The organism is Flindersiella endophytica (assembly GCF_054779015.1).
Genome location: NZ_BAAGYY010000012.1, coordinates 111,735 through 131,917, shown reverse-complemented (window position 1 = coordinate 131,917; position 20,183 = coordinate 111,735). Strand labels below are relative to the sequence as shown.

Annotated in this window: 15 protein-coding genes; 8 read left to right on the top strand and 7 right to left on the bottom strand. The window is 69.2% G+C overall.

The annotated features are described in order from the left end of the window. Both ACYVF6_RS12220 and ACYVF6_RS12215 read left to right on the top strand, forming a co-directional pair. Positions 1-347: hypothetical protein (locus tag ACYVF6_RS12220; protein ID WP_460520328.1), on the top strand; the 347-nt coding region annotated here is incomplete at its 5' end. Positions 348-425: 78 nt separating this feature from the next. After that, a complete protein-coding gene (locus tag ACYVF6_RS12215) occupies positions 426-1,109 on the top strand; it encodes an HAD family hydrolase (RefSeq protein WP_460520325.1) in 684 nt (227 codons plus the stop codon). Positions 1,110-1,197: 88 nt separating this feature from the next. Here ACYVF6_RS12215 and ACYVF6_RS12210 read toward each other — a convergent pair whose 3' ends face one another. The 5 genes from ACYVF6_RS12210 to ACYVF6_RS12190 form a co-directional block, all read right to left on the bottom strand. Further along, a complete protein-coding gene (locus ACYVF6_RS12210; protein WP_460520337.1) occupies positions 1,198-1,863 on the bottom strand; it encodes a hypothetical protein in 666 nt (221 codons plus the stop codon). A gap of 2 nt (positions 1,864-1,865) precedes the next feature. Next, the gene (locus tag ACYVF6_RS12205) at positions 1,866-5,657 is read right to left on the bottom strand and encodes a GEVED domain-containing protein (protein ID WP_460520323.1); all 3,792 of its coding nucleotides are present in this window, start codon (positions 5,655-5,657) and stop codon (positions 1,866-1,868) included. 119 nt (positions 5,658-5,776) lie between these two features. Next, positions 5,777-6,613: a sugar phosphate isomerase/epimerase family protein gene (locus ACYVF6_RS12200; RefSeq protein ID WP_460520334.1), complete on the bottom strand. Its 837-nt coding sequence runs from the start codon at positions 6,611-6,613 to the stop codon at positions 5,777-5,779. Between the two features lie 124 nt (positions 6,614-6,737). After that, positions 6,738-7,706 (bottom strand): N-acetylglucosamine kinase, encoded by a 969-nt coding sequence (locus tag ACYVF6_RS12195; protein ID WP_460520321.1) that lies wholly within the window; start codon positions 7,704-7,706, stop codon positions 6,738-6,740. Between the two features lie 58 nt (positions 7,707-7,764). Beyond that, positions 7,765-8,709 carry a Ppx/GppA family phosphatase gene (locus ACYVF6_RS12190; RefSeq protein ID WP_460520318.1) on the bottom strand — a complete coding sequence of 315 codons (945 nt, stop codon included), beginning with the start codon at positions 8,707-8,709 and terminating at the stop codon, positions 7,765-7,767. A 152-nt stretch (positions 8,710-8,861) separates the two neighbouring features. Between ACYVF6_RS12190 and ACYVF6_RS12185 the strand changes: the two genes are divergently transcribed. After that, entirely contained in the window at positions 8,862-9,662 is an 801-nt protein-coding gene (locus ACYVF6_RS12185; RefSeq protein ID WP_460520315.1) for a hypothetical protein, read from the top strand. A gap of 46 nt (positions 9,663-9,708) precedes the next feature. Beyond that, positions 9,709-10,404 (top strand): class I SAM-dependent methyltransferase, encoded by a 696-nt coding sequence (locus tag ACYVF6_RS12180; protein WP_460520312.1) that lies wholly within the window; start codon positions 9,709-9,711, stop codon positions 10,402-10,404. Between the two features lie 9 nt (positions 10,405-10,413). On the opposite strand, the gene ACYVF6_RS12175 is transcribed toward ACYVF6_RS12180, so the two are convergent. Next, positions 10,414-10,914, bottom strand: a complete 501-nt coding sequence (locus tag ACYVF6_RS12175; RefSeq protein WP_460520310.1) for an SAM-dependent methyltransferase — start codon at positions 10,912-10,914, stop codon at positions 10,414-10,416. A gap of 187 nt (positions 10,915-11,101) precedes the next feature. Between ACYVF6_RS12175 and radA the strand changes: the two genes are divergently transcribed. After that, positions 11,102-12,478 carry a DNA repair protein RadA gene (gene radA, locus ACYVF6_RS12170; protein WP_460520308.1) on the top strand — a complete coding sequence of 459 codons (1,377 nt, stop codon included), beginning with the start codon at positions 11,102-11,104 and terminating at the stop codon, positions 12,476-12,478. Between the two features lie 597 nt (positions 12,479-13,075). On the opposite strand, the gene ACYVF6_RS12165 is transcribed toward radA, so the two are convergent. Continuing rightward, positions 13,076-15,733, bottom strand: coding sequence for a family 78 glycoside hydrolase catalytic domain (locus ACYVF6_RS12165; RefSeq protein WP_460520305.1), 2,658 nt, complete (start codon positions 15,731-15,733; stop codon positions 13,076-13,078). Between the two features lie 161 nt (positions 15,734-15,894). Between ACYVF6_RS12165 and disA the strand changes: the two genes are divergently transcribed. The 3 genes from disA to ACYVF6_RS12150 all read left to right on the top strand — a co-directional run bounded on the left by disA (position 15,895) and on the right by ACYVF6_RS12150 (position 20,137). Beyond that, on the top strand, positions 15,895-16,980 hold the full coding sequence (disA, locus tag ACYVF6_RS12160; protein WP_460520302.1) for a DNA integrity scanning protein DisA: 1,086 nt from the start codon (positions 15,895-15,897) through the stop codon (positions 16,978-16,980). A 575-nt stretch (positions 16,981-17,555) separates the two neighbouring features. Further along, positions 17,556-18,194 carry an ATP-binding cassette domain-containing protein gene (locus ACYVF6_RS12155; RefSeq protein WP_460520299.1) on the top strand — a complete coding sequence of 213 codons (639 nt, stop codon included), beginning with the start codon at positions 17,556-17,558 and terminating at the stop codon, positions 18,192-18,194. Beyond that, positions 18,191-20,137 carry a YhgE/Pip family protein gene (locus ACYVF6_RS12150; RefSeq protein WP_460520296.1) on the top strand — a complete coding sequence of 649 codons (1,947 nt, stop codon included), beginning with the start codon at positions 18,191-18,193 and terminating at the stop codon, positions 20,135-20,137. The genes ACYVF6_RS12155 and ACYVF6_RS12150 overlap by 4 nt, the downstream gene beginning before the upstream one ends. The last annotated feature ends 46 nt before the right edge of the window (positions 20,138-20,183 follow it).

Sequence of the window (20,183 nt, the reverse complement as noted above, 5' to 3'; positions counted from 1 at the left end):
CCGTCGCCAAACCCAACGCCGCCAACCTCTTCGACAACCAGCGCTACACCGGCGGCGTCCTGGTGCTGTACGCCCTACGCGAGCGGATCGGACAAGAAGCCTTCACCCGCCTCGAACACTCCATGCTCGCCGAATACAAGAACAAAAGCGCCTCCACCCAGGACTACATCGACGGCGCCGTCCAAGCCACCGGCGACGACACCCTACGACCATTCCTGGAGCAATGGCTCTACGACACCACCACCCCACCCATGCCCAACCACCCCGACTGGACCACCGACCCAGTACCACCAACGATCACCAAGACCCAACGCCAGGCCCTCCAGACCGACCGCTACGGCGCCTGACCGACCGGGTTGCCGAAAAGGTAAGTGGCGAAGGCCGCAGGCGGGGTATCAGCGTCCACGACGAGCTGGGAGGCTGAGATGACGGTATCGGCGGAGCAGACCACGATCGTGGTCTTCGACGTGAACGAAACCCTGTCCGACCTGCGGCCGATCGCCGAACGTTTCACCGAAGTCGGCGCACCGGCGCAGCTGGCCCAAACCTGGTTCGCCTCCCTGCTCCGCGACGGCTTCGCCGCGACGGTAGCGGGACACTCCGAACGATTCGCCGACATCGGCCGAGAGCTGCTGCGACTCCTCCTACCCGCTACCGAACTGACCCGTGACGTGGACGAGGCCGCGGACTTCGTCATGACCGGCTTCCTGCAACTGCCCGTGCACGAGGACGTCCCCGCCGGCATCGACGCGTTGTACGCGGCCGGCCTCAGACTCGTGACGTTGACCAACGGCGGCACACAGATCGCCGAGCAACTACTGACCCGCGCCGGCCTCGACGCCCGGTTCGAACGTCTCCTGTCAGCAGAGGACGCAGGAGCATGGAAGCCCGCCCGCTCAGCCTACGAATACGCCGCGACGGCATGCGAGGCACCGCTCGACCAGATGGTCCTGGTCGCCTGCCACCCATGGGACATCGACGGCGCGTCCAGAGCAGGCATGCGCACAGCCTGGATCAACCGAGCCGGCACGACCTACCCGTCCCACTTCGCCCACCCCGACATCACCGCAACCGGCATCGCCAACCTGGCCGAACAGCTGTCGCCCTAACCAGCCTGCAAGACAGCATGCAGCCAACCAGCCAACCAACGCCACGCGAATGGCACGGGTGCAGGCGCGCAGTGCGAACGCGCGGACCTTACTGCGGCTCCTCCTGCGCCCGCTTCCGCCGGTACCACAGATACCCACCCCCACCACAACACACCGCCCCCAACAACGCGACCGGCAAGATGATCCGATCCGAATCATCCGCATCCGCAACCCCCGCGGTCACCACATCAGCCTCCGACGCACACGCCGACACCGGACTCTTCAGATCCGCCGCCACACAAGCAGTCGTCGTCAATCTAGCCTTGCCACCAGCCTTGTGTACCAGCGACAAACTCCCCACCTTCCCGGTCATCATGATCAGCACCGAGTCCCGAGCAGGCACCTTCGCCAGCCACTGCACCTGATTGGCCTCAGAGTCAGTCGGCTTCGGCTCAGCCTCCAACTGAGTCAACGCGGTGGGCAACAACTGCGACACCACCACGTTCGACAGATCCTGATCGCTCTCGTTGCGCACGTTGATCGTGTAGACAACCTCACGCCCGGCAGTCAGCAGATCGGTGCTGTTGTCGATCGACACCGCCAACTTCGGCACCTTCGCACCACCAGTGCCAGTGTCAATCCCCGTCCCAAGGCCGGCCTCCGCCGACGGCATCCCCGCCGACGCCACCGACGGCAGAACCGCCGTGAAACAAAGCCCAACCAGCGCCGCCACCCCAGCGCCCACCGCTCGCAACGACATCGTCCACTCCCTCATCGTCACCAGATCACCTTGTTGTTGCCGAGCCGTTCGTCCACGGAGTACGACCGCACGGTCGCCCACACCACCAGGTCGCTGCCATCCCCGCTGTACGCCGGCACCCGCCGCACCGAGAACCGGCGCTTCACCGACTCACCAGGCCGTAGCGACTCCACGGCCGGACAGGTGAACCGCTGCCCCACCGCCCGGCACCCGTCCGGCGACGACGCCAGCGTCAGCGCAGCCGGTAGGAAGCCGCTGATGGTCTGGTGCACCGCCTCGTTGGGCCCCTTGTTGTACGCCGTCAGCTCGTACTCGCCGCCGTCCTCGGCCGTCAGCACCAGCGCGAGATCGGCCGGCGGGTGGGCCACCACACCGCCCGGCACGCCGCTGGTCCGCAGCTCCGACTGGTTGTTGGTCGTGTCCGGGTCGCGTACGTCGGACGAGACGCTCGCCAGCTCCGCGATCGTCCGCCCGTCACCGCGGTAGCGCGGGTCCAGCTTGACCTCGACCCGGAACGTCTCGAACTCTCCCGGCGGCAGGTTCTCCACCGACGGGCAGGTCAGCTGACGGCCGCGCAGCTCGCAGCCGTCCGGCGAACGGAGATAGGTCAGCGGCTGCGGCAGCCGGTCGCGTACGACCACGTTGCCGGCGGTCGACGGCCCGCTGTTGGTCACCGACAGCTCGTACGAGAACGTGCCGCCCGGCCCGACCGGCCGGCTCGTCATCGGCCGTTTCGTCATCACCAGGTCGGCGGCGCTGCTGCCGGCCCGGATCCGGAAGCCCGCGCGATTGCCGTCCAGCTTGGGATCGGTGGGTTCGACGGCGACCACTCGCCCACCGTCGAACGCACGACCGGGCGGGCTGTCGGCCGCCACCTGCACCGGGATGCGCCAGCTGTGCGTCGTGCCCGGCACCATCCCGGCCGGCACACGGCACGTCACCGTGGTGCCGCCCTTGCCTGCCACGCATCCGCTCGGCTGCAGGTCGGAGGCGAGGACGGACGACGGCAGCGTCACGACCTCGCGGCCCTCGCGTCCGGTGTCCGACGGGCCGAGGTTGCGTACGGAGACCCGCAGCGAGTCCTCCGTGCCGGGCGTGGTCTCCTCCGGCGCCGACACCGACGTCTCCAGGTCGATCCGGGCGTGCGCCACGCCCGCCGTCGGCAGGGCGTTTCGCGTTCGGTTGTCGGAGAGCTCGGCCTCGCGCGTCGCTGTGTTGACGAACCCCGCGTCGAGCAGGTCGGAGCCGTCGCCGCTGTACGTCGACGCCAGCTTCGCGGTCAGGTGGTACGTCAGCGTCTGTCCCGACCGAACCACCGCGTGCTGGCAGGTGAGGCGGTTCCAGCTCGCCGTGCAGCCCTTGGCGTCACCCTCCTTGGGACCCGAGCTGTCGAGCGTCAGCACGGCCGGAAGCGACTGCACCAGCGTCACTTCCCTGGCGTCCGACGGCCCGCGGTTGGTCACCCGGACCGTGAGCGGGAACGTCCCGCCCGGCGGCACCCGAAGCTTGCGGTCGGATCCGGTCGTCAGCGCCAGGTCGCTGATCGGCTCCTTCGTACGCAGCGAGAACGTCGCGTCGTTGTTCGCACTCGAGGGGTCGCCGGCCAGCTTCAGCTCGACCTCGCCGCCGCCGAGCTCAAGATGCTCGGTCAGCCCGGACTTCGGCAGGATCGGGATGTCGTACGTGCGATGCCCGCCCGCGGCCAGTCCTTCCGGCACGACGCAGGTGACCTTGCCGTCGGACGCCTCACAGTCGGTCGGAAGCGAGTCGCCCGCCAGGCTGTCGTCGGGCAGCCGGAGCACGAGCTCGCCAGGGGCGGCTGTGTCGGACGGCCCGGCGTTGTCGAGCCGTAGTCCGATCGACTCCGCCTGCCCTGGAACGGCAGGCCGCGGCGCGCGCACGATGTGGGTCGAGAGGTCCGAGATCGCGGGCCGGGTCGAGATCCGTATGTTCGCGGCGTTGTTGCCGAGGCTCGGGTCACGCGGCTTGTCGACCGTCACCTCGCCGCCGCTCAGCCTGGCGTCGGACGGCGCCGAGGACTCGACGTCGAACGGCAGTTGCAGCGCGATCGGATCGCCGGAGGCCGGTAGGCGGTCGGCGGGCAGCCGGCAGCTGACCGAGCCGTCGAGGCTCGCGGCACAGCTCGACGGCGGGTCGCCGAACGTCACATGCTCGGGCGGAGTCACCGAGACCATGGCGTCCTGGTCGGAGTCCTTGGGCCCGAGGTTTCGTACGACGATCGGCAACGTGCCGGAGCGGCCCGCGTCCACCTTCACCGGCAGGGTCTCGATGCCGAGGTCGGAGATCGGCGAGCTGTGCACGCTCACGGAGTAGTCCTCGACCTCGCCGCGATCGTCGACGAAGCCGTTGGAGCTCGGGTTGTCGGGCGTTCCGGCGTACAGGCGCAGCCGGAGGTAGGCGGTTCCGCTCGGCCGGATCTCGTCGACCGGCCAGCGCAGCTTGGGTGCGGGGTCGCCCGGCTGGAGCACGACGACGCGGCGTTCGGACCGGCTGAACTTCTTGTCCAGGTCGACGTCCAGCCAGCCGGCCAGCGTCGCGGGCGCGTTGGTGAGGTTGCGGTACGGAACGGTGAGGGAGTACTGCGTGGTGTACGGCTCGATCGCCGGCACGTCGTCGAGCGCGTCGTCGCCGAGGTCGTCGCCCACGGCGTCGGGCTCGGCGGAGCTGGTCCGGCCGAGCGTCAGCAGCGAGCTGCTGCGGTGAGCCGGACCGTCGTCGGCCTCGCTGCTGGAGTAGCCGCCGGGCGCGTCGCCGAAGTCCGCCGCACGCATGCAGTCGCCGAGCACCGGCTTGCCGACCGCGCGTCCCCAGGCGACCGAGCCCAGGGCGACCGCCTGCTTCTTCGTGGAGCGGCGGAGGTCGAGTTGGTAGACCTTGCCGGTGCCGGCGTCAGTCGTGTAGAGATCGCCGGCGGAGTCGAACACGACGCGTCCGTACGCGCCCTGCGGGACCACCGCGTCGGGATAGGTGCTGTCGTGCTCGCCGGTGGCGGGGTTCCACCTGACCAGGCTGCCGAACGCCGACACGGCGTAGCGCAGCCCGTCGACGGGGTGGGTCGCGGAGTCGCTGAGATCGCCGTAGTCGTCGGGTGCGCGGCCTGCCGCGGCCTTCGTATCGTCGCCGGTCTTGGCGGGGTCGCACCCCTTGTCGGGCGCCGGCACGATCTGGACGGTGTAGGCGTTGTGCTTGTCCTGCAGGCGAAGCGACACCTTGGCCCGGCCTGGATCGAGGTCGCCGAGCTGCCGCCAGGTCAGCTCGACCTCGCGTACCGACTTGGCGGGCTTGACGCCGACCGACGCGCGTTCGGACGTGGACTGCTTGTTGTCGCGGTCGAAGTCGATCCAGCCGGTGAGCTGCACGGGGTCGTCGGACTGGTTGGTGACGCGGACCTTGACCTGGTAGGTCTTGGCGTCGTCCGGGATCGTCGGCCAGTCGGGTACGGCCTGCTTCGCGAACCGAACGTCGTCGGGCTCGTCCCGGTTACGGTCGCGCTCGTCCTGGTCGTCGCCCGAGTCGCGCGGCTCGTCCGTCGGATCATCTGTCGGCTTACCGGTTGGCTGGTCGCCGGGCTCCATGCCGACGGCTGCCGGGCGGATCCGCGACGGGGATGCGTCAGCCGCGGCCTCCCGCTCGGCCTGCGTGCGGGCCTGCGCGAACCGCGCCATCGCCTCGCTGTCGCCATGCGACGCGGCGCTGCCGGCAGCGACCGCGACGGGCGGAGTGATCAGGCCGACCGCGACGCAAGCAAGTAAAAGCCCGCGACGGCGCCAACGCTGGACGTCTCGCATCCGATGTTTCCCTTGCCCTTGAACCGGCCGCGGCCCACTCCGACGGCGAATACTACAGGTAGGCGCTACCCACCTCTATGTAGTCGTACACCGCGCGTCGCGGGCTGGTGGCGACGCGTTCAGCCGAGGGCTTCGATGGTGCCGTCGGCACCGACCGCGAACGACGGCTCGACGGGCGCGGCGAAGTGGAAACGTGCGTACGCCAGCGCCTCGGTGAGGTCGCGTTCCCGCTCCGACCGGCTGCCCGAGCGCCGGGTGTTGACCTCGAGCACGATCGAGCCGGCAAAGCCGCGCCGGGCGAGCAACTCGAGCACGTCGGCGCAGCGCTGGTTGCCTCGTCCGGGCACCAGGTGTTCGTCCTTCATCGAACCGGAGCCGTCGGCCAGGTGGATGTGGGTGAGCCGGTCACCGAGCTCGTACGCCATCTCGTACGCGTCGACCTTGGCAGTCGCGGTGTGCGACAGGTCGAGCGTCACGTCGGTGTACGGGAAGTCGCGCGGGTCCCAGCCCGGAAGGTAGGCCTGGACGTTCTGTCCGACCGGCCGCCACGGGAACATGTTCTCCACACACAGCTTGATGCCGGTCGCTTCCTGCCGCTGCGCGATGCCCTCCACGAAGTCGCGGGCGTACTCCGTCTGCCAGCGAAACGGCGGGTGGACGACGACAACGCTGGCACCGAGCTCCTGCGCGGCCTCCGCGGACTTGTCGATCTTGCCCCAGGGATCGGTGCCCCAGACCCGTTGTGTGATGAGCAGCGTGGGCGCGTGGATGGAGACGATCGGCATCTCGTGGTAGTCGCTGAGCCGCTTGAGCGCGCCGACGTCCTGGCTCAGCAGGTCGGCGCCGACCAGCACCTCGATGCCGTCGTAGCCGAGGCGGGCCGCCAGCTCGAAAGCGGTCGCGGTCGACTCCGGATAGACCGAGGACGTGGACAGGGCGATCGGCGCATTCGGGATGCGGACGACCTCGTCACCACGCTGCTGTGCCGGATACGACGCTGACTCCACGCGTCAAGGTTAGTCCGGCGAGCAACGCACGGGGGGTCGGCCGGCTTCTCCCAGGGCACATCTCAGGGACGCTTCAGGGAGCGTCGTCCCCGCTCGGATGGGCGGCCAGGCTCTGGGCGGCATACACGCCGGCCAGGTGCGGCACGTTCTCGCCCGTCGCGAGGCGGATGGCGCCCGCGAGCGCGTCGCCCATCGGGTCGTGGAGCTCGGCTTGGGGGCAGCGGGTGGCCAGCTCGGTCTTGAACGCGTCGAAGACCTGTGGATAGGACAGCAGCACTCCGCCGGACCACGACACCGCGGTTGGCTTGCTGGTGTCGAAACTGCTGCGTACGGCCGCGTCGACGGTGGTCGCCAGCTCCCGGCCGGCCCGTGCGCAGATCTCCTGCGCGACTGGGTCCGCCGCGGCCGAGGCCGCACCGACCTCCGGCGCGAACGCCGCCACGTCGGCGGTCAGCGTCGGCCGTTTGTACCAGGTACGCATCGTGAGTGGCAGTGGTGTGCCGGCCACCCGCTCCGCCCGTTCGACAAGCTCCGTCGCGGCACCCCGGCCCTCGATCGCGCTGAGAGCAGCACGGAGTCCGGCTAGTCCGATCGAGAACCCGCTTCCGGCGTCACCGAAGAGATAGCCGAGCCCGTCCAGCTTCGCCAGCCGCCCGTCCGCGGTGACCGCCAGGCACGCAACGCCCGTACCCGACGCGATCACGACGCCGGGCGCACCGCCCAGCGCACCGAGGTGGTTGGTCACGTCGTCGTTGGTGAGCAGCACCTGCGCCGCACCGAGCTCGTCGGCGATCAGCCTGGCCAGCCGCACCCGCGACTCGGGGTCGATCGCACCACCGGCCAACCCGATCCCGACCACCTCGATCGGCGCGGGTTCGCCCAGGCGCTGCCAGACCTCGCGTACCAGCCCCGCCTGCTGCTCGACCGGATCGCCACCACGCGCCCACTGAAACCCGGGGCCGTCAGCCTGCTCCACGATCTCGGATCCGTCGAGCCGCACGATCCGAAGCCCGGTCGCTCCGCCATCCACCGCCAGCCGCATGGGCCGCAGGCTACAGCCTCCGTGCGCCCGTTTGGTCTGGATGCGCGCTGCCTGGCCGCTACGTGCTTGCCTGGTCCGGCTGCATCGTGTCGAGGTGGCGCAGGATCACGCCCTCCCGCAGCGCCCACGGGCAGATCTCCAGCTCGTCGACCTCGAACACGTCCATCGCGCCGTCTGCCACGATCGCGCCCGCGAGTAGTTGCGCCGCCCGTCCCGCCGACACTCCCGGCAGCTCGGCCCGCTGCGAAGCGCTCAGCTCACCCAGCTTCGGCACCCATTCGGACAGGTCGGCGTTGGTCAGCGTGCGCTTGATGTACGGCCCCTCGCTGGACGGCGCCGCACCGCAGATCCGTGCCAGCTGCCGGAACGTCTTCGACGTACCGACGACATGATCCGGCGTGCCGTGCCGCAACAACTGCCCGGCGTGCCGCGCGATCTCCGCCCGGACGTGCCGGCGCAGCTTCCGTACCTCGTCCTTGTCCGGCGGATCGCCGGTGAACCAGCCCCTGGTCATACGCCCGGCGCCCAGCGGCAACGACACAGCGGCATCCGCGTCCTCGTCGGAACCGGTCGCGAGCTCGAGCGACCCGCCACCGATGTCGATCACCAATAGCCGCCGCGACGACCAGCCGAACCACCGCCGGACGGCCAGGAACGTCAGCCGCGCCTCCTGCTCCCCGGTCAGCACCGTGAGGTCGACACCCGTGCGATGGCTGACCCGCCGCAGCACCTCTTCACCGTTGGCGGCCTCGCGTACGGCAGACGTGGCGAACGCCAGCAGCTCCTCGCAGCCCTTGTCCTCCTGGATCTCCAGGGCCTCGGCCACCAGATCCTGCAGATGCTCCGCGCCCGCCCGCGAGATCTTGCCGTCGTCGGTCAGATGCTCGGCGAGCCGAAGCTCCGTCTTGTGCGAGAACGCAGGCAACGGACGGGCACCCTGACGTGCGTCGACGACAAGCAGATGAACGGTATTTGAGCCCACATCCAGGACACCGAGCCGCATAGCTAGCAACGTTACCCGGATTCGGCGCCCGATCTCGCGCGGCTTCCTCCCTGTCCACCGTTTTATCCACAGAACCTGTGGATATCCGGTGGAAAACTCTGTGGATCGCCCCGGACCTGGGGAGATCTCGGATCAGAGCTAGGGTCAGCGCTGTGGCAGAAGTGTCCCTGGATTTCCCGCGCGCCTGGGTTGAGTTCACCGATCCCTCCGATCCCGATCAGGTGATCCGCGCCGACCTCACCTGGCTGACGTCGCGCTGGGCATGCATTTTCGGCTCCGGCTGTGCCGGCATCTTCGAGCACCGCCCCGACGACGGCTGTTGCACGCTCGGTGCGCACTTCTCGGAGCCCAAGGACGAGCGGCGCGTACGCAAGTGGATGCGCCAGCTCAGCGACGAGGAGTGGCAGTACAAGGCCGAGGCCAAGAAGAACGGCTGGGTCGAGACCGACGAGGACGGCGACCGCAAGACCCGCGTCGTCGACGGTGCCTGCATCTTCCACAACCGGCCCGGCTTCGCCGGCGGCTCGGGCTGTGCGCTGCACAAACACGCGCTCAACGTCGGCGTCCACTTCGTCGAGACCAAGCCCGACGTGTGCTGGCAGCTGCCGATCCGCCGGCTGTTCCGTGAGGTCGAACGCACCGACGGCTCCTCCTACACCGAGGTGTCGCTGACGGAGTACGACCGGCGCGGCTGGGGCCCGGGTGGGCACGACTTCGACTGGTACTGCACCGGCAACACCGACGCCCACAAGGGCCGCGAGCCCGTCTACGTCTCCAACCGGACCGAGCTGGTCGCGCTGGTCGGCGAGAAGACGTACGACGAGCTGGCGCGGCACTGCGAGGCGCACCTGGCAGCCAAGCAGCGGATCGCGCCGCACCCCGCCGACCCGGTACGCAAGCCGCGGGCAGCGGCCGGCCCGGGCACCGGCAAGAAGCTGCCCAAGAAGAGATGACCCGAAGGGCCGTTATCAGGGTGGTGGGTGAGGACTGAGGGACGGCGTGAGCATCGCGACAGGCGCGCGGCCCAGCCCGAACATCTGGAACGCGCCCGGCGTGTACGAGAAGGAGAACCACGCCGTCGACCCCGACGGTGTGATCGAGGCCGCGATGCGCGAGCTGCGGCCGTGGTCCGGCGCCAACGTGCTCGACGTCGGCTGCGGTACGGGCTTCCACCTGCCGTGGTTCGCCGCCGAGGCCGCCCAGGTCGTCGGCGTCGAGCCGCACGGCGGGCTGATCGCGCATGCGCAGCGGCGGTGCGCCGGCCTGCGTAACGTCGCGGTCCGGCAGGGCACCGCGCAGGCGCTGCCGGTTCCGGACAGCTCGGTCGACGTCGCGCATGCGCGATGGGCGTACTTCTTCGGACCGGGTTGTGAACCAGGCTTACGCGAGCTGGATCGCGTCATGCGCAAGGGCGGAACCGCGTTCGTCATCGACAACGACGCGACGCGGAGTACGTTCGGGGGCTGGTTTCGCCGGGCGTTTCCAGAGCGGGACCCGGCGGAGATCGAGCGGTTCTGGTCGCTGCGGGGGTGGCAGAGACGACCTTTGGAGATGCGCTGGCGGTTCGAGCGTCGGGCGGATCTCGAATCCGTTGTACGGATCGAGTTCCTGCCCGAGGTCGCCGAACAGGTGATCGCCGAGCATCGAGGCCTCGAGGTCGACTACGCGGTCAACCTCTGGTTCCGGACCTACTGAAAGGCCTTCTCAGTAATACGTGCGGACCAGTTCGCGAATCCACGCGGGCTCGCGAACAGGGCCGAGGGGGCCGAACTCTTCGATGTAGGGCTTGATGTCGAGAATCGGCGTGCCGTCCACTGCGTCGAGGCCGCGAACGGTGAGTTCAAGTTGTGAAACCGCGATGAGTTCACAGCGTGAAACGCCGATGTGGTTGGGCCGGTGGGGCGTACGGTCGGCGAAGATGCCGACCCGCGGCCAGGCCGGATTGCTGCGCGGATGTGCCGCGCCGTGGCGCTCCCGGTTGGAGAGGTGAAAGTAGTAGACCACCTCTAAATGGGAGAACGCTTTCAGGCCAAGTGTCGCCTCCGGTTCGAAAAGGTTGTGGTCAAGGACGATCCGTGCGGTTTCGCTCGCCCAGTCGTCCTCCTTGATCTCATTCCGGCCGCCTGCCACGACACCTATGGGACGTACGGTGATCTCGGTCAACCCCGTGCCGGCGGCCCGCTCGTGAACATGCTGCGTGCTCATGTGACCTACGCTACGCCGATCCGCCGACACGTTCACAACACTTTGGCTCGGAGCGGACGATGGCGCGCAAGAAGCCTCCCCCGGCGACCCAGCATCCAGGCACCGGGGGCGGCGAAACTGAGCGCCGTCGTACGCGACATGGGGAAGAGCCCGGGAATGTCGGTGGCCGCGATTAGCCTTGCTGACCATGGCCAAAGCCCGTGAGAAAGTCACCACCTACCGCTGCGCCGAGTGCGGCTGGCAGACCGCCAAGTGGGTCGGCCGCTGCGGCGAGTGCCAGGCATGGGGCACGCTCGAAGAAGCCGGCGCCGCCCGGCTGCCGACGACCGTCGCCGGGCCGGTGGCCACGCCCGCGCTGCCGATCAACGACGTCGACGTCGAGGCGGCCAAGGCCGACTCCACCGGCGTGCCGGAGCTCGATCGCGTCCTCGGCGGTGGCCTCGTACGCGGTGCTGTGGTGCTGGTCGCGGGCGAGCCGGGCGTCGGCAAGTCCACGTTGTTGCTCGAAGTCGCGGCGGAGCGGGCCAAGAACGGGCGCTGTTTGTATATCTCCGGCGAGGAGTCGGCGGCACAGGTCCGGCTGCGAGCGGAGCGGGTCGGCGCGCTGCAGCCGGAGCTGTTCCTGGCCGCGGAGACCGAGCTTTCGGCCGTGCTCGGTCACGTTGATCACGTGAAGCCAGACCTCCTGGTGCTCGACTCCGTACAGACTGTCGCCTCCGCTGCGATCGACGGGTCGCCGGGCGGCGTGACGCAGGTCCGCGAGGTGGCCTCGTCGTTGATCCGGGTGTCCAAGGAACGCGGGATCGCCACGCTCATCGTCGGGCACGTCACCAAGGACGGCTCGATCGCCGGCCCGCGCGTGCTCGAGCACCTGGTCGACGTGGTGCTGAGCTTCGAGGGCGACCAGCAGTCTCGGCTACGCATGGTGCGTTCGGTGAAGAACCGCTTCGGGCCCACCGATGAGGTCGGATGTTTTGACTTCGCCGACGGCGGTCTCGTCGGTCTGCCCGACCCGAGCGGGCTGTTCCTCACTCGCCGGCCCGAGCCGGTGGCGGGCTCGTGCGTCACGGTGACCGTCGAAGGCAAGCGGCCGTTGCTCGCCGAGGTGCAGGGGCTGGTGGTGGAGTCCCACCTCGGCACCCCGCGCCGGGCCACGTCGGGCTTGGAGTCCAGCCGAGTGGCGATGGTGCTGGCAGTCCTCGAACGCCGTGGCGCCGTGTCGCTCGCCAAACAAGACGTCTACACCGCGACGGTCGGCGGCGTACGCATCAAGGAACCGGCAGCCGACCTCGCCGTGGCCCTGGCCGTCGCCAGCGCCACCGCCGACCTCCCCCTGCCCTCCCGCATGGTCGCCATCGGCGAAGTCGGCCTCGCCGGCGACCTCCGCCGAGTGACGGGCATCCGCCACCGCCTCGCCGAAGCCGTACGACTGGGCTTCACCCACGCCCTCGTCCCCCCGGACGCCGGCCCACCACCCGACGGTATCCGGGTCAAGGAAGCCGCGAACCTCTCGACGGCGCTGCGCGCTGCCTTGGAGTTGGGAGCCGCCGCACAACGACAATGAGCAGGTCCCCGGCCACCACCGGGGGAACCGGCTCGGCGAACAGCGCAGTGCGCTGCCCCATATGGCGTTCGGCCGGCAGTTCCTGGCGTCCGCCACGAGCGGTAGGGCTGTCCGGCGAGATCAGCAAAGGCGCAAGCCGCGCGGCTTCCCTGTCGCCCATTCCGAGCTCAACGTCGGCGTCGCGCACCATGCGGCGGCGGCATGGCTGGCATCCAGGACCGGATCAGCCGCAGTCGCGAGCGCACGGCCTGCACCGCCATCGCTTCCACCACGCGGAGTTTCAGCGTCACGCACGACGAGGCGGCACGGCCGACCCCGCCGCGGGCACAGACCCTCGACCGGGTTGCACAGCGCGTCCGCGCGCCAGCGGCACAGCACGCGCGGCCATCGGCTTCACCCGCGCCGCAGCCTTCGGCATCGCGCCACGAGCGGTGCCGCTGCTTGTCGAGACAAGCGGGACGTCGGCGGCACGGCTCGCGCCGCCGTCGTCACGACCGCACGCTTCCACCACACGCCCAACTCGGCCGTCACCCACCGCGAGCCGGACCAGCGCTGCCAGCCCGGCAAACACAGTCGCCAACGGCGCAGGCCTCCTGATCAGCGGAGCACGTGCGTGCCCGGCCCGTGCGTCGAGACCGCGTACTCGCCGCCCGGCTTCGGGACGTGCACCTCCGCCTCCACCCCCGTCGGCACCTCGACGCGCACCTCGTACTCCTCACCGATCCGTCGCCAGCCGGCCGCGACCTGGCCGCGCACCGTCGCCACCGTTACGTTCATCTCGCCCACCTGCGATGGCGGGTTCGGCCGCACCCGCACCCGCGCGAATCCCGGTGCCGCCGGCCGCAGGCCGGTCAGGTCCTCGATGAACCACTGGTCCACGTGCCCGAAGAAATGGTGGTTCCGCGACCGCGAGTCGGCGCCCCAATGCTCGTAGAGCGCCGTGCCGCCCTCGGCGAGCCAGAAACCGTAGCTCGGGTACGTCGGCTGCATCGCCACTTTGAACGCCAGGTCGACCAGGCCCTCGCGGGTCAGCAACGGCAGCAGGAACTTCGTGCCGAACACACCCGTGTCGAGGTGGTCGTCCCGGTCGTGAATGTCGGCGACGAGATTGTCGAACACCCGCCGCCGCTCAGACTCGGGTACGAGGCCGAACTCCAGCGCCATGACGTTGGCCGCCTGCCGATACCCCGTCTCCCGTTCGCCGTGATAGATCCCGGCGGAGGCGTCGAAGAACGCACGGTTGAAGCCGGCCCGAATCCGATCCGAAAGCTCGGCGTACGCCGCGAGATCGCCGTCCTTTCCGAGTACGCCCGCGATCTTGCTGAGCAGTTCGACGAACCGGTACGCATAGATCGTCTCGTACACTCCCGGCCCTTCCGGCGGCATTCCGCCGATGCCGGGTGGCAGCCAGTCGCCGAGTCCCACCAGCACAACGTCGTCGACCAGGAAATCGGACGTCAGATAGTCGATGTACTTCCGCGCCCCGTCATAGTGCCGCGCCAGAATTCGCTCGTCGCCGTAATGCCGGTACATCACCCACGGAATCTCGACGTACGCCGCGTCCCACGCCGGAATCGGCGCCTTGATCGCGGCTTCCGAATCCGCGAGATATCCCCAGCCGGACGTCGGAACGATCGGCGGGAACTCGCCGCTGGGCAGTTGCGAGTCGGTCCAGTCGCGCAGCCATTTGGTGTAGAAGCGCGGCATCCAGAAGTTGTACGCCGCAACATCTGCCGTCAGATGTGCGTCGCCCGTCCAGCCGTTCTTCTCGAACACCGGAGTGTCGGTCGGTACGCCGTGCAGGTTGTTGAGCACCGCGTTCCGCGTCGCGGCGTGCAGCCGCGAGACCAGTTCGTTGTCGCAGGAGAACTCGAGCGACGACTCCACCGCCGTGTGCACCTCGACGCCGACCAGATCGCCGGCTTCCGGGCGGCCGGGGTAGCCGTCGATCTGGACGTACTGGAATCCCTTGTACGAAAACCGCGGCTCGTACGTCTGCGACCCATTGCCCGTCAGGACATAGGTGTCGGTCTGGATCTCGCGATAGATCAGCCCCTGGTCGTGGTCGACCGTGCCGTCGGCGTGCAGCCGCTCGCCGTACCGGATCTGCAGCTCGGTGCCCTCCGGACCCGAAAGCGTCAACCTGGCCCAGCCGGCGATTTGCTTGCCGAGGTCGAAGACGTACACACCGGGCTTCGGCTCGGTCAGCCCGGCCGCCGGTACCTCCGCGACCGCGCGGATCTGGTCGTGCGTCTGCGAGCGCAGGACCCCCTTCGGCGGGTTGGCGGCGACCGCCGCGTCCCAGCCGGCGTCGTCGTAACCGGCGGTTGTCCAGCCCGGACGTTCGAGCCGCGCGTCATAACGTTCGCCGGCGAACAGCGAGTCGCCGCGGATCGGACCATCGGCCGTCAGCCAGCCGGCGTCGGTGGAGGTGGTGACCCGCTGGATACGACCGTCGGCGAGCTCGATGACGAGGAGCGCGATCAGCTTCGGCTCGTCCATCCAGGGCGCCTCGTGCCAGCGCCAGATGTTGGGCGTCTTCTCCTGATAGCGGCCGCGGCCGAGCTGGGCGGCGAGTACGCAGCCGTTGTCTCCGGTTTCGCCTGCCGGCAGCATTCCTGTGACGTCATAACTGCTGAACAGCACGGTCGCGTCATAATTCGTCGGCGCCGGATCGAGCACTGCCGAGCCGATTCGTTCACCGTTCAGAAAGTATTCGCCAAATCCGAGGCCGCAGGCGTACAGCCGGGCGGACTCGACCTCACCTTCGAGCTGAAATCGTTTACGCAGCAATGGCGCCGGCGCTTCGGTTTCATCATCTGAAGTCTCTGAACGGTCCGCCCGTGAGCGCCCGATCCAGATCGCTTCACCCCAGTCCGCCGGAGAAAGCGGTCCGGTCTCGAACCAAGCGGTCTCAGACCAGTCCGACGCCTGACCGTTGGTGTCCCAGACCCGAACCGCCCAGTAGTAACGCCGGAACGCCGCCAACGGCTCGCCGGCGTACTCCACCTGCCCGGATCGACCGGACTCGATCCGCCCGGAGTCCCACATGTCGGACGCCTCGGTGGCCGGGTGGGCCAGCTGATCGGCAGACGTCGCCACCCGTACCTGATACGCGGCCTGATTCACCACCGCGCGATGTCCGGTCTCGGTCGTGGCCAGATGCCAACCAAACCGAGGATTCGGCTCGTCCAATCCGAGTGGTGAACGGGCATATTCGACGCGCGGGTCGTAAGGCGTAAGTACCGAGAGCATCCGAATTCCTCCCAATGGCGCTTCAGGAATCTTTTGACGCAGGCATGACCGTATCGACACTATGATCGAGACGCACGACGCGCGAGCAGATACGCGGCGCGGAACACGGGGAAGTGACCCGTAGACTTGAGCGTGCAAAGGGTCACCGATGTGGGAGAGATGTGGCTGCCAGTGACAAGAGCCCGGACGCACGGCTCCGGGCAACGCTTGCCGCAGTAGCGCCGGGCACACCCCTGCGCGAAGGGCTTGAGCGAGTCCTGCGCGGCCGCACGGGCGCGTTGATCGTGCTCGGGTACGACAAGTCCGTCGAGGCGCTGTGCACCGGCGGCTTCGTGCTCGACGTCGAGTTCAGCGCGACCGGCTTACGCGAGTTGGCCAAGATGGACGGCGCGATCATCTGCGACCGCGAGTGCGGCAAGATCGTGCGCGCGGCCGTCCACCTGATGCCCGACCCCTCGATCCCGACCGTCGAGACCGGCACCCGCCACCGTACGGCCGAGCGGATCGCCAAGCAGACCGGCTACCCCGTGATCTCGGTGTCCCAGTCGATGCGGATCATCGGCCTCTACGTCGAAGACCTGCGCTACGTCCTGGAAGACACCGGGCAGATCCTGTCGCGCGCCAACCAGGCGCTGGCGACGCTCGAGCGCTACAAGCTGCGCCTCGACGAGGTGTCGGGCACGCTGTCGGCGCTGGAGATAGAGGATCTCGTCACCGTCCGCGACGTCGCGATGGTCGCCCAGCGGCTGGAGATGGTCCGCCGCATCTCGACCGAGATCCAGGGCTACGTCGTCGAACTCGGCGTCGACGGCCGGCTGCTGGCCCTGCAGCTCGACGAGCTGGTGGCCGGCGTCGAGCCCGACCGCGAACTGGTCGCCCGCGACTACCTCCCGACCACCGTGCACCGGCGCCCGCGTACGGTCAACGACGCCCTGGCCGAGCTCGACGCGCTGTCCCCGACCGACCTCCTCGACGTGGGCGCGGTGGCTCGAGCACTGGGCCACGGCAGCGACGCACTGGATGCGGCGGTCTCACCGCGCGGCTACCGGCTGCTGGCCAAGGTCCCGCGCCTCCCCGGCGCGGTGATCGATCGGCTGGTCGATCACTTCGGCAGCCTGCAGAAGCTCCTCGCCGCCTCGATCGACGACCTCCAAGCAGTCGACGGCGTCGGCGAAAACCGCGCCCGCACCGTCCGCGAAGGCCTCTCGCGGCTCGCGGAGTCCTCCATCCTCGAGCGCTACGTCTAGCGTCGACCAGCTTCACTTCTGCCGGAGAGCTCTGTGCCGGTCTGACGTCTGAGCGCGCCTGCGTTTCTGCCCGCCGGCACCAGCCGGCCAGCCCACCGTTCCGCCCGCCTTGACGCCTCCGACGCGCTGGGTCTGCCCGACCAGGCACGCCGAACTCACGCACGCCACACCGCACCACGCCGACGCTCGGCCCACCCTGCCCCACCGGCACCTCGCCCGGCCACGTACGCAGCTCCGCGCGCCAGCCCGCAGCTCGCTGCCCCGGCTCCCGCCCGGCCGACTCGTTCCCCGCCGCACGCCGGCGACCTCACGTCCGGCCCGGGCAGTTCGACGGCTGCCGCCTGGCCGCGCTCGCCAGCCGAAGCCCGGCTGATCCCACGCGCGCCCACACTCGTTCCGCCTCCCCCGTCGTCCACCCCTGCGGACCGCCGGCGCACCTCGTCTTGCCGTCCCGATCGAGCAGTTATTGCTCAGCCTCGGCCGCGGCGTCGCAGGCCATCGGCCGGGGGCGGCGCATCGTTCCGGCAGGTCGGGCGCCGTTTACCAACCAAGCTGGACCGGGTACAGCGCCCGGCATGACTGCGATCACTGCCGTCGGCCTGGCGGCCCGCGGCCAGCGCGGGCTGATCTTTCAGGGTGTCGACGCCGACATTCCGGCTTCGAGCCTGGCTGCCGTCGTGGGGCGCGGCGGTTCCGGGCGTACGTCCCTTCTGCTCGCCCTCTCCGGCCGCTTCCGCCTGCTGTCCGGGCGGGTAAAAGTCGGCCGCTACGAAGCACCGCAAGACCTCAAGGCGATCCGCCGCGTCGTCGCCGTCGCGAGGGCGAGGCCCGCGATCGAGTTGGACCAGCAGTTGCGTGTCGCCGAGTTGCTGGCGGAGCGGCGGGCGATCGCCGGTCCCGAGGTCGAGCGCCACTTCCGTACGACCAGCGACCTCGTCGGAATCGACGTCCGGCAGTCGACGAGGGTGGAGGAGCTCGTCCCCGCCGACCGCCTGCTGCTCGCGCTCGCCCTGGCCCTCGCCGAAGGCCCGACCGCTGTCGTCGTCGACGACGTGGACGCCGGGTCCACACCCGAGGACCTCGAACGGGTCTGGGGTTCGCTGCGTTCGGTCGCCGACGCCGGCCCGACCGTCGTCGCCAGCGCGACCGCCGTTCCCCCGGACGGCCTCGCCGACGTACTCGTCCACCTGCCAGGCGCGCCGGACGAGCGATGAAGGCATGGACGCTCGCTCTCACTGAGCTGCGTCGCTTCCGGGGAGGGCTGCTCGGCCTGCTGCCGGTCGGCCTGCTGCTGCTCCCGCTGCTGTACGGCGGCCTCTACCTCTGGGCCAACTGGAACCCGTACGGCAGGCTCGACCAGATCCCCGTCGCGGTCGTCAACTCCGACCGGCCGGTCACCGCCGAGGGCCGCAAGGTCAACGGTGGCAAGCTTCTGGTCGAACAACTCGAGCAGGGCGACCTGTTCGACTGGCACTACGTCGGCTCCGGCGAGGCCATCGACGGCCTCCGCGACGGCCGCTACTACTTCACGATCACCGTTCCGTCCGACTTCAGCGCCAAGCTGGTCAGCCCGTCCGGCCACCAGCCGCAGCGCGCACAGGTCCTGATCACGCTGAACGACGCGCACGGCTACATCGTCGGCATGATGGCGAAGACCGTCGAGTCGGAGCTGCAGCGCCAGATCAACACCGCCGCGACGACGGCGTACGCGCAGTACGCGCTCGGTGACCTCACCACGCTCGGAGACCAGGTCAAGGAGGCCGCCGACGGCGCGACCTCTCTGCACGACGGACTGGTGGACGCCAAGCAGGGTTCGGCGAGCCTCGTTTCCGGCCTGACCAAGCTCGACTCCGGCGCGGCCGAGCTGGTGAGCGCGAACCAGCAGATCGCCCGAGGCAACAAGCAGATCGCCGACGTCGTGGACTCCCTCGCCGGCACCGCGGGTGACGCGCTGCCCGCCGTCGCCGGGCAGGCGGTCGCCGCCGCGAAGACGCTCGAACGCGCGGCCGAGACCGTCGCGTCCGCCACCGGCGCGGCCAGGACCCAGACCGCATCCGTGGTCGCCGACCTGCAGGACCTGGCGGCGAAGTACCCCGACATCGCCGACGATCCCTTGTACCAAAGGGCCCTGCGGTCGGCCCAGCAAGCGGCGACAGCGGCGGACGAGATCGACTCCTCCGCCCAGACGACCGCGACCCAAGCAAAACAAGGCGTTACGGCTGTCGAGCAGCTACGCGACTCCGTGGGCTCGATGCGGGACCGGCTTGCCGACAGCACCAGCCAGGTCGATCAGCTGGCGACGGGCTCGCAGCAGGCGTACGAGGGTGCGAAGTCGCTGAAAGCCGGGCTCGACTCCGCACTGACCGGCGCGAAGCAGTTGGACACAGGCCTGGGTACCGCCGAGTCCGGCTCCGGCGAGCTCGCCGAGGGGCTCACCACCGCGTCGAAACGGATCCCGACGCTCGACGCCGGCGAACGTGAGAGGGCGGCCGACGTGATCGGATCGCCGTCCGACCTGAAGGAGTCGAACCTCAACCCTGCCAAGGTCTACGGTCGCGGGCTGGCGCCGTTCTTCTTCGCGATCGCGTTGTGGGTGTTCGCCCTGCTGGCCTATCAGTACTTCCGCGCGAGCAATCCGCGCGCGCTGGCCGGCAACGTCGGTGCGTTCAACCTGGGGCTGGCGGGCTGGCTGCCGGTGGCGGGAGCCGGCGCGGTCGGCGCGCTCGTCCTGTACCTCGTCGCCTGGCTCGGACTCGGGCTCGATCCACTGAATCCGCTTGGTACGTACGGCTTGCTGGCGCTGGCGGTCGGTGCGTTCGTTGCGATGACGCTGGTGCTGCGGCTGCTGTTCGGGCTGGCGGGTACGGCGCTGGCGCTCGTCCTGCTGATGTTGCAGCTGACCGCGTGCGGCGGGCTCTATCCGATCGAGACCAGCCCAGGGTTCTTCCAGGCGCTGCATCCGATCATGCCGATGACGTACCTGGTGAACGGCTTGCGGGTGACGATCTCGGGCGGCGAGAGCGGGCAGCTGTGGCAGTCGGTGGGCGTACTGGCGGGCGTGCTCGTGGCGTTCCTCTTACTGGGCGCTCTGATCGTCAGCCGGCACAGGGAATGGACGATGCGACGGCTCCGGCCCGACACCGCTGACGCTGCGTAGTCTGTCGGTGCTCGATGGCAGAGTCTCCGCAGTGAAGGAGGTCTGA

Excerpts from the sequence above, each read along its gene's own strand:
- ACYVF6_RS12215 (WP_460520325.1), top strand. The coding sequence starts at position 426 with ATGACGGTATCGGCGGAGCAGACCACGATCGTGGTCTTCGACGTGAAC.
- ACYVF6_RS12210 (WP_460520337.1), bottom strand. The coding sequence starts at position 1,863 with ATGAGGGAGTGGACGATGTCGTTGCGAGCGGTGGGCGCTGGGGTGGCG.
- ACYVF6_RS12205 (WP_460520323.1), bottom strand. The coding sequence starts at position 5,657 with ATGCGAGACGTCCAGCGTTGGCGCCGTCGCGGGCTTTTACTTGCTTGC.
- ACYVF6_RS12195 (WP_460520321.1), bottom strand. The coding sequence starts at position 7,706 with ATGCGGCTGGCGGTGGATGGCGGAGCGACCGGGCTTCGGATCGTGCGG.
- ACYVF6_RS12190 (WP_460520318.1), bottom strand. The coding sequence starts at position 8,709 with ATGCGGCTCGGTGTCCTGGATGTGGGCTCAAATACCGTTCATCTGCTT.
- ACYVF6_RS12175 (WP_460520310.1), bottom strand. The coding sequence starts at position 10,914 with ATGAGCACGCAGCATGTTCACGAGCGGGCCGCCGGCACGGGGTTGACC.
- radA (WP_460520308.1), top strand. The coding sequence starts at position 11,102 with ATGGCCAAAGCCCGTGAGAAAGTCACCACCTACCGCTGCGCCGAGTGC.
- ACYVF6_RS12165 (WP_460520305.1), bottom strand. The coding sequence starts at position 15,733 with ATGCTCTCGGTACTTACGCCTTACGACCCGCGCGTCGAATATGCCCGT.
- ACYVF6_RS12155 (WP_460520299.1), top strand. The coding sequence starts at position 17,556 with ATGACTGCGATCACTGCCGTCGGCCTGGCGGCCCGCGGCCAGCGCGGG.
- ACYVF6_RS12150 (WP_460520296.1), top strand. The coding sequence starts at position 18,191 with ATGAAGGCATGGACGCTCGCTCTCACTGAGCTGCGTCGCTTCCGGGGA.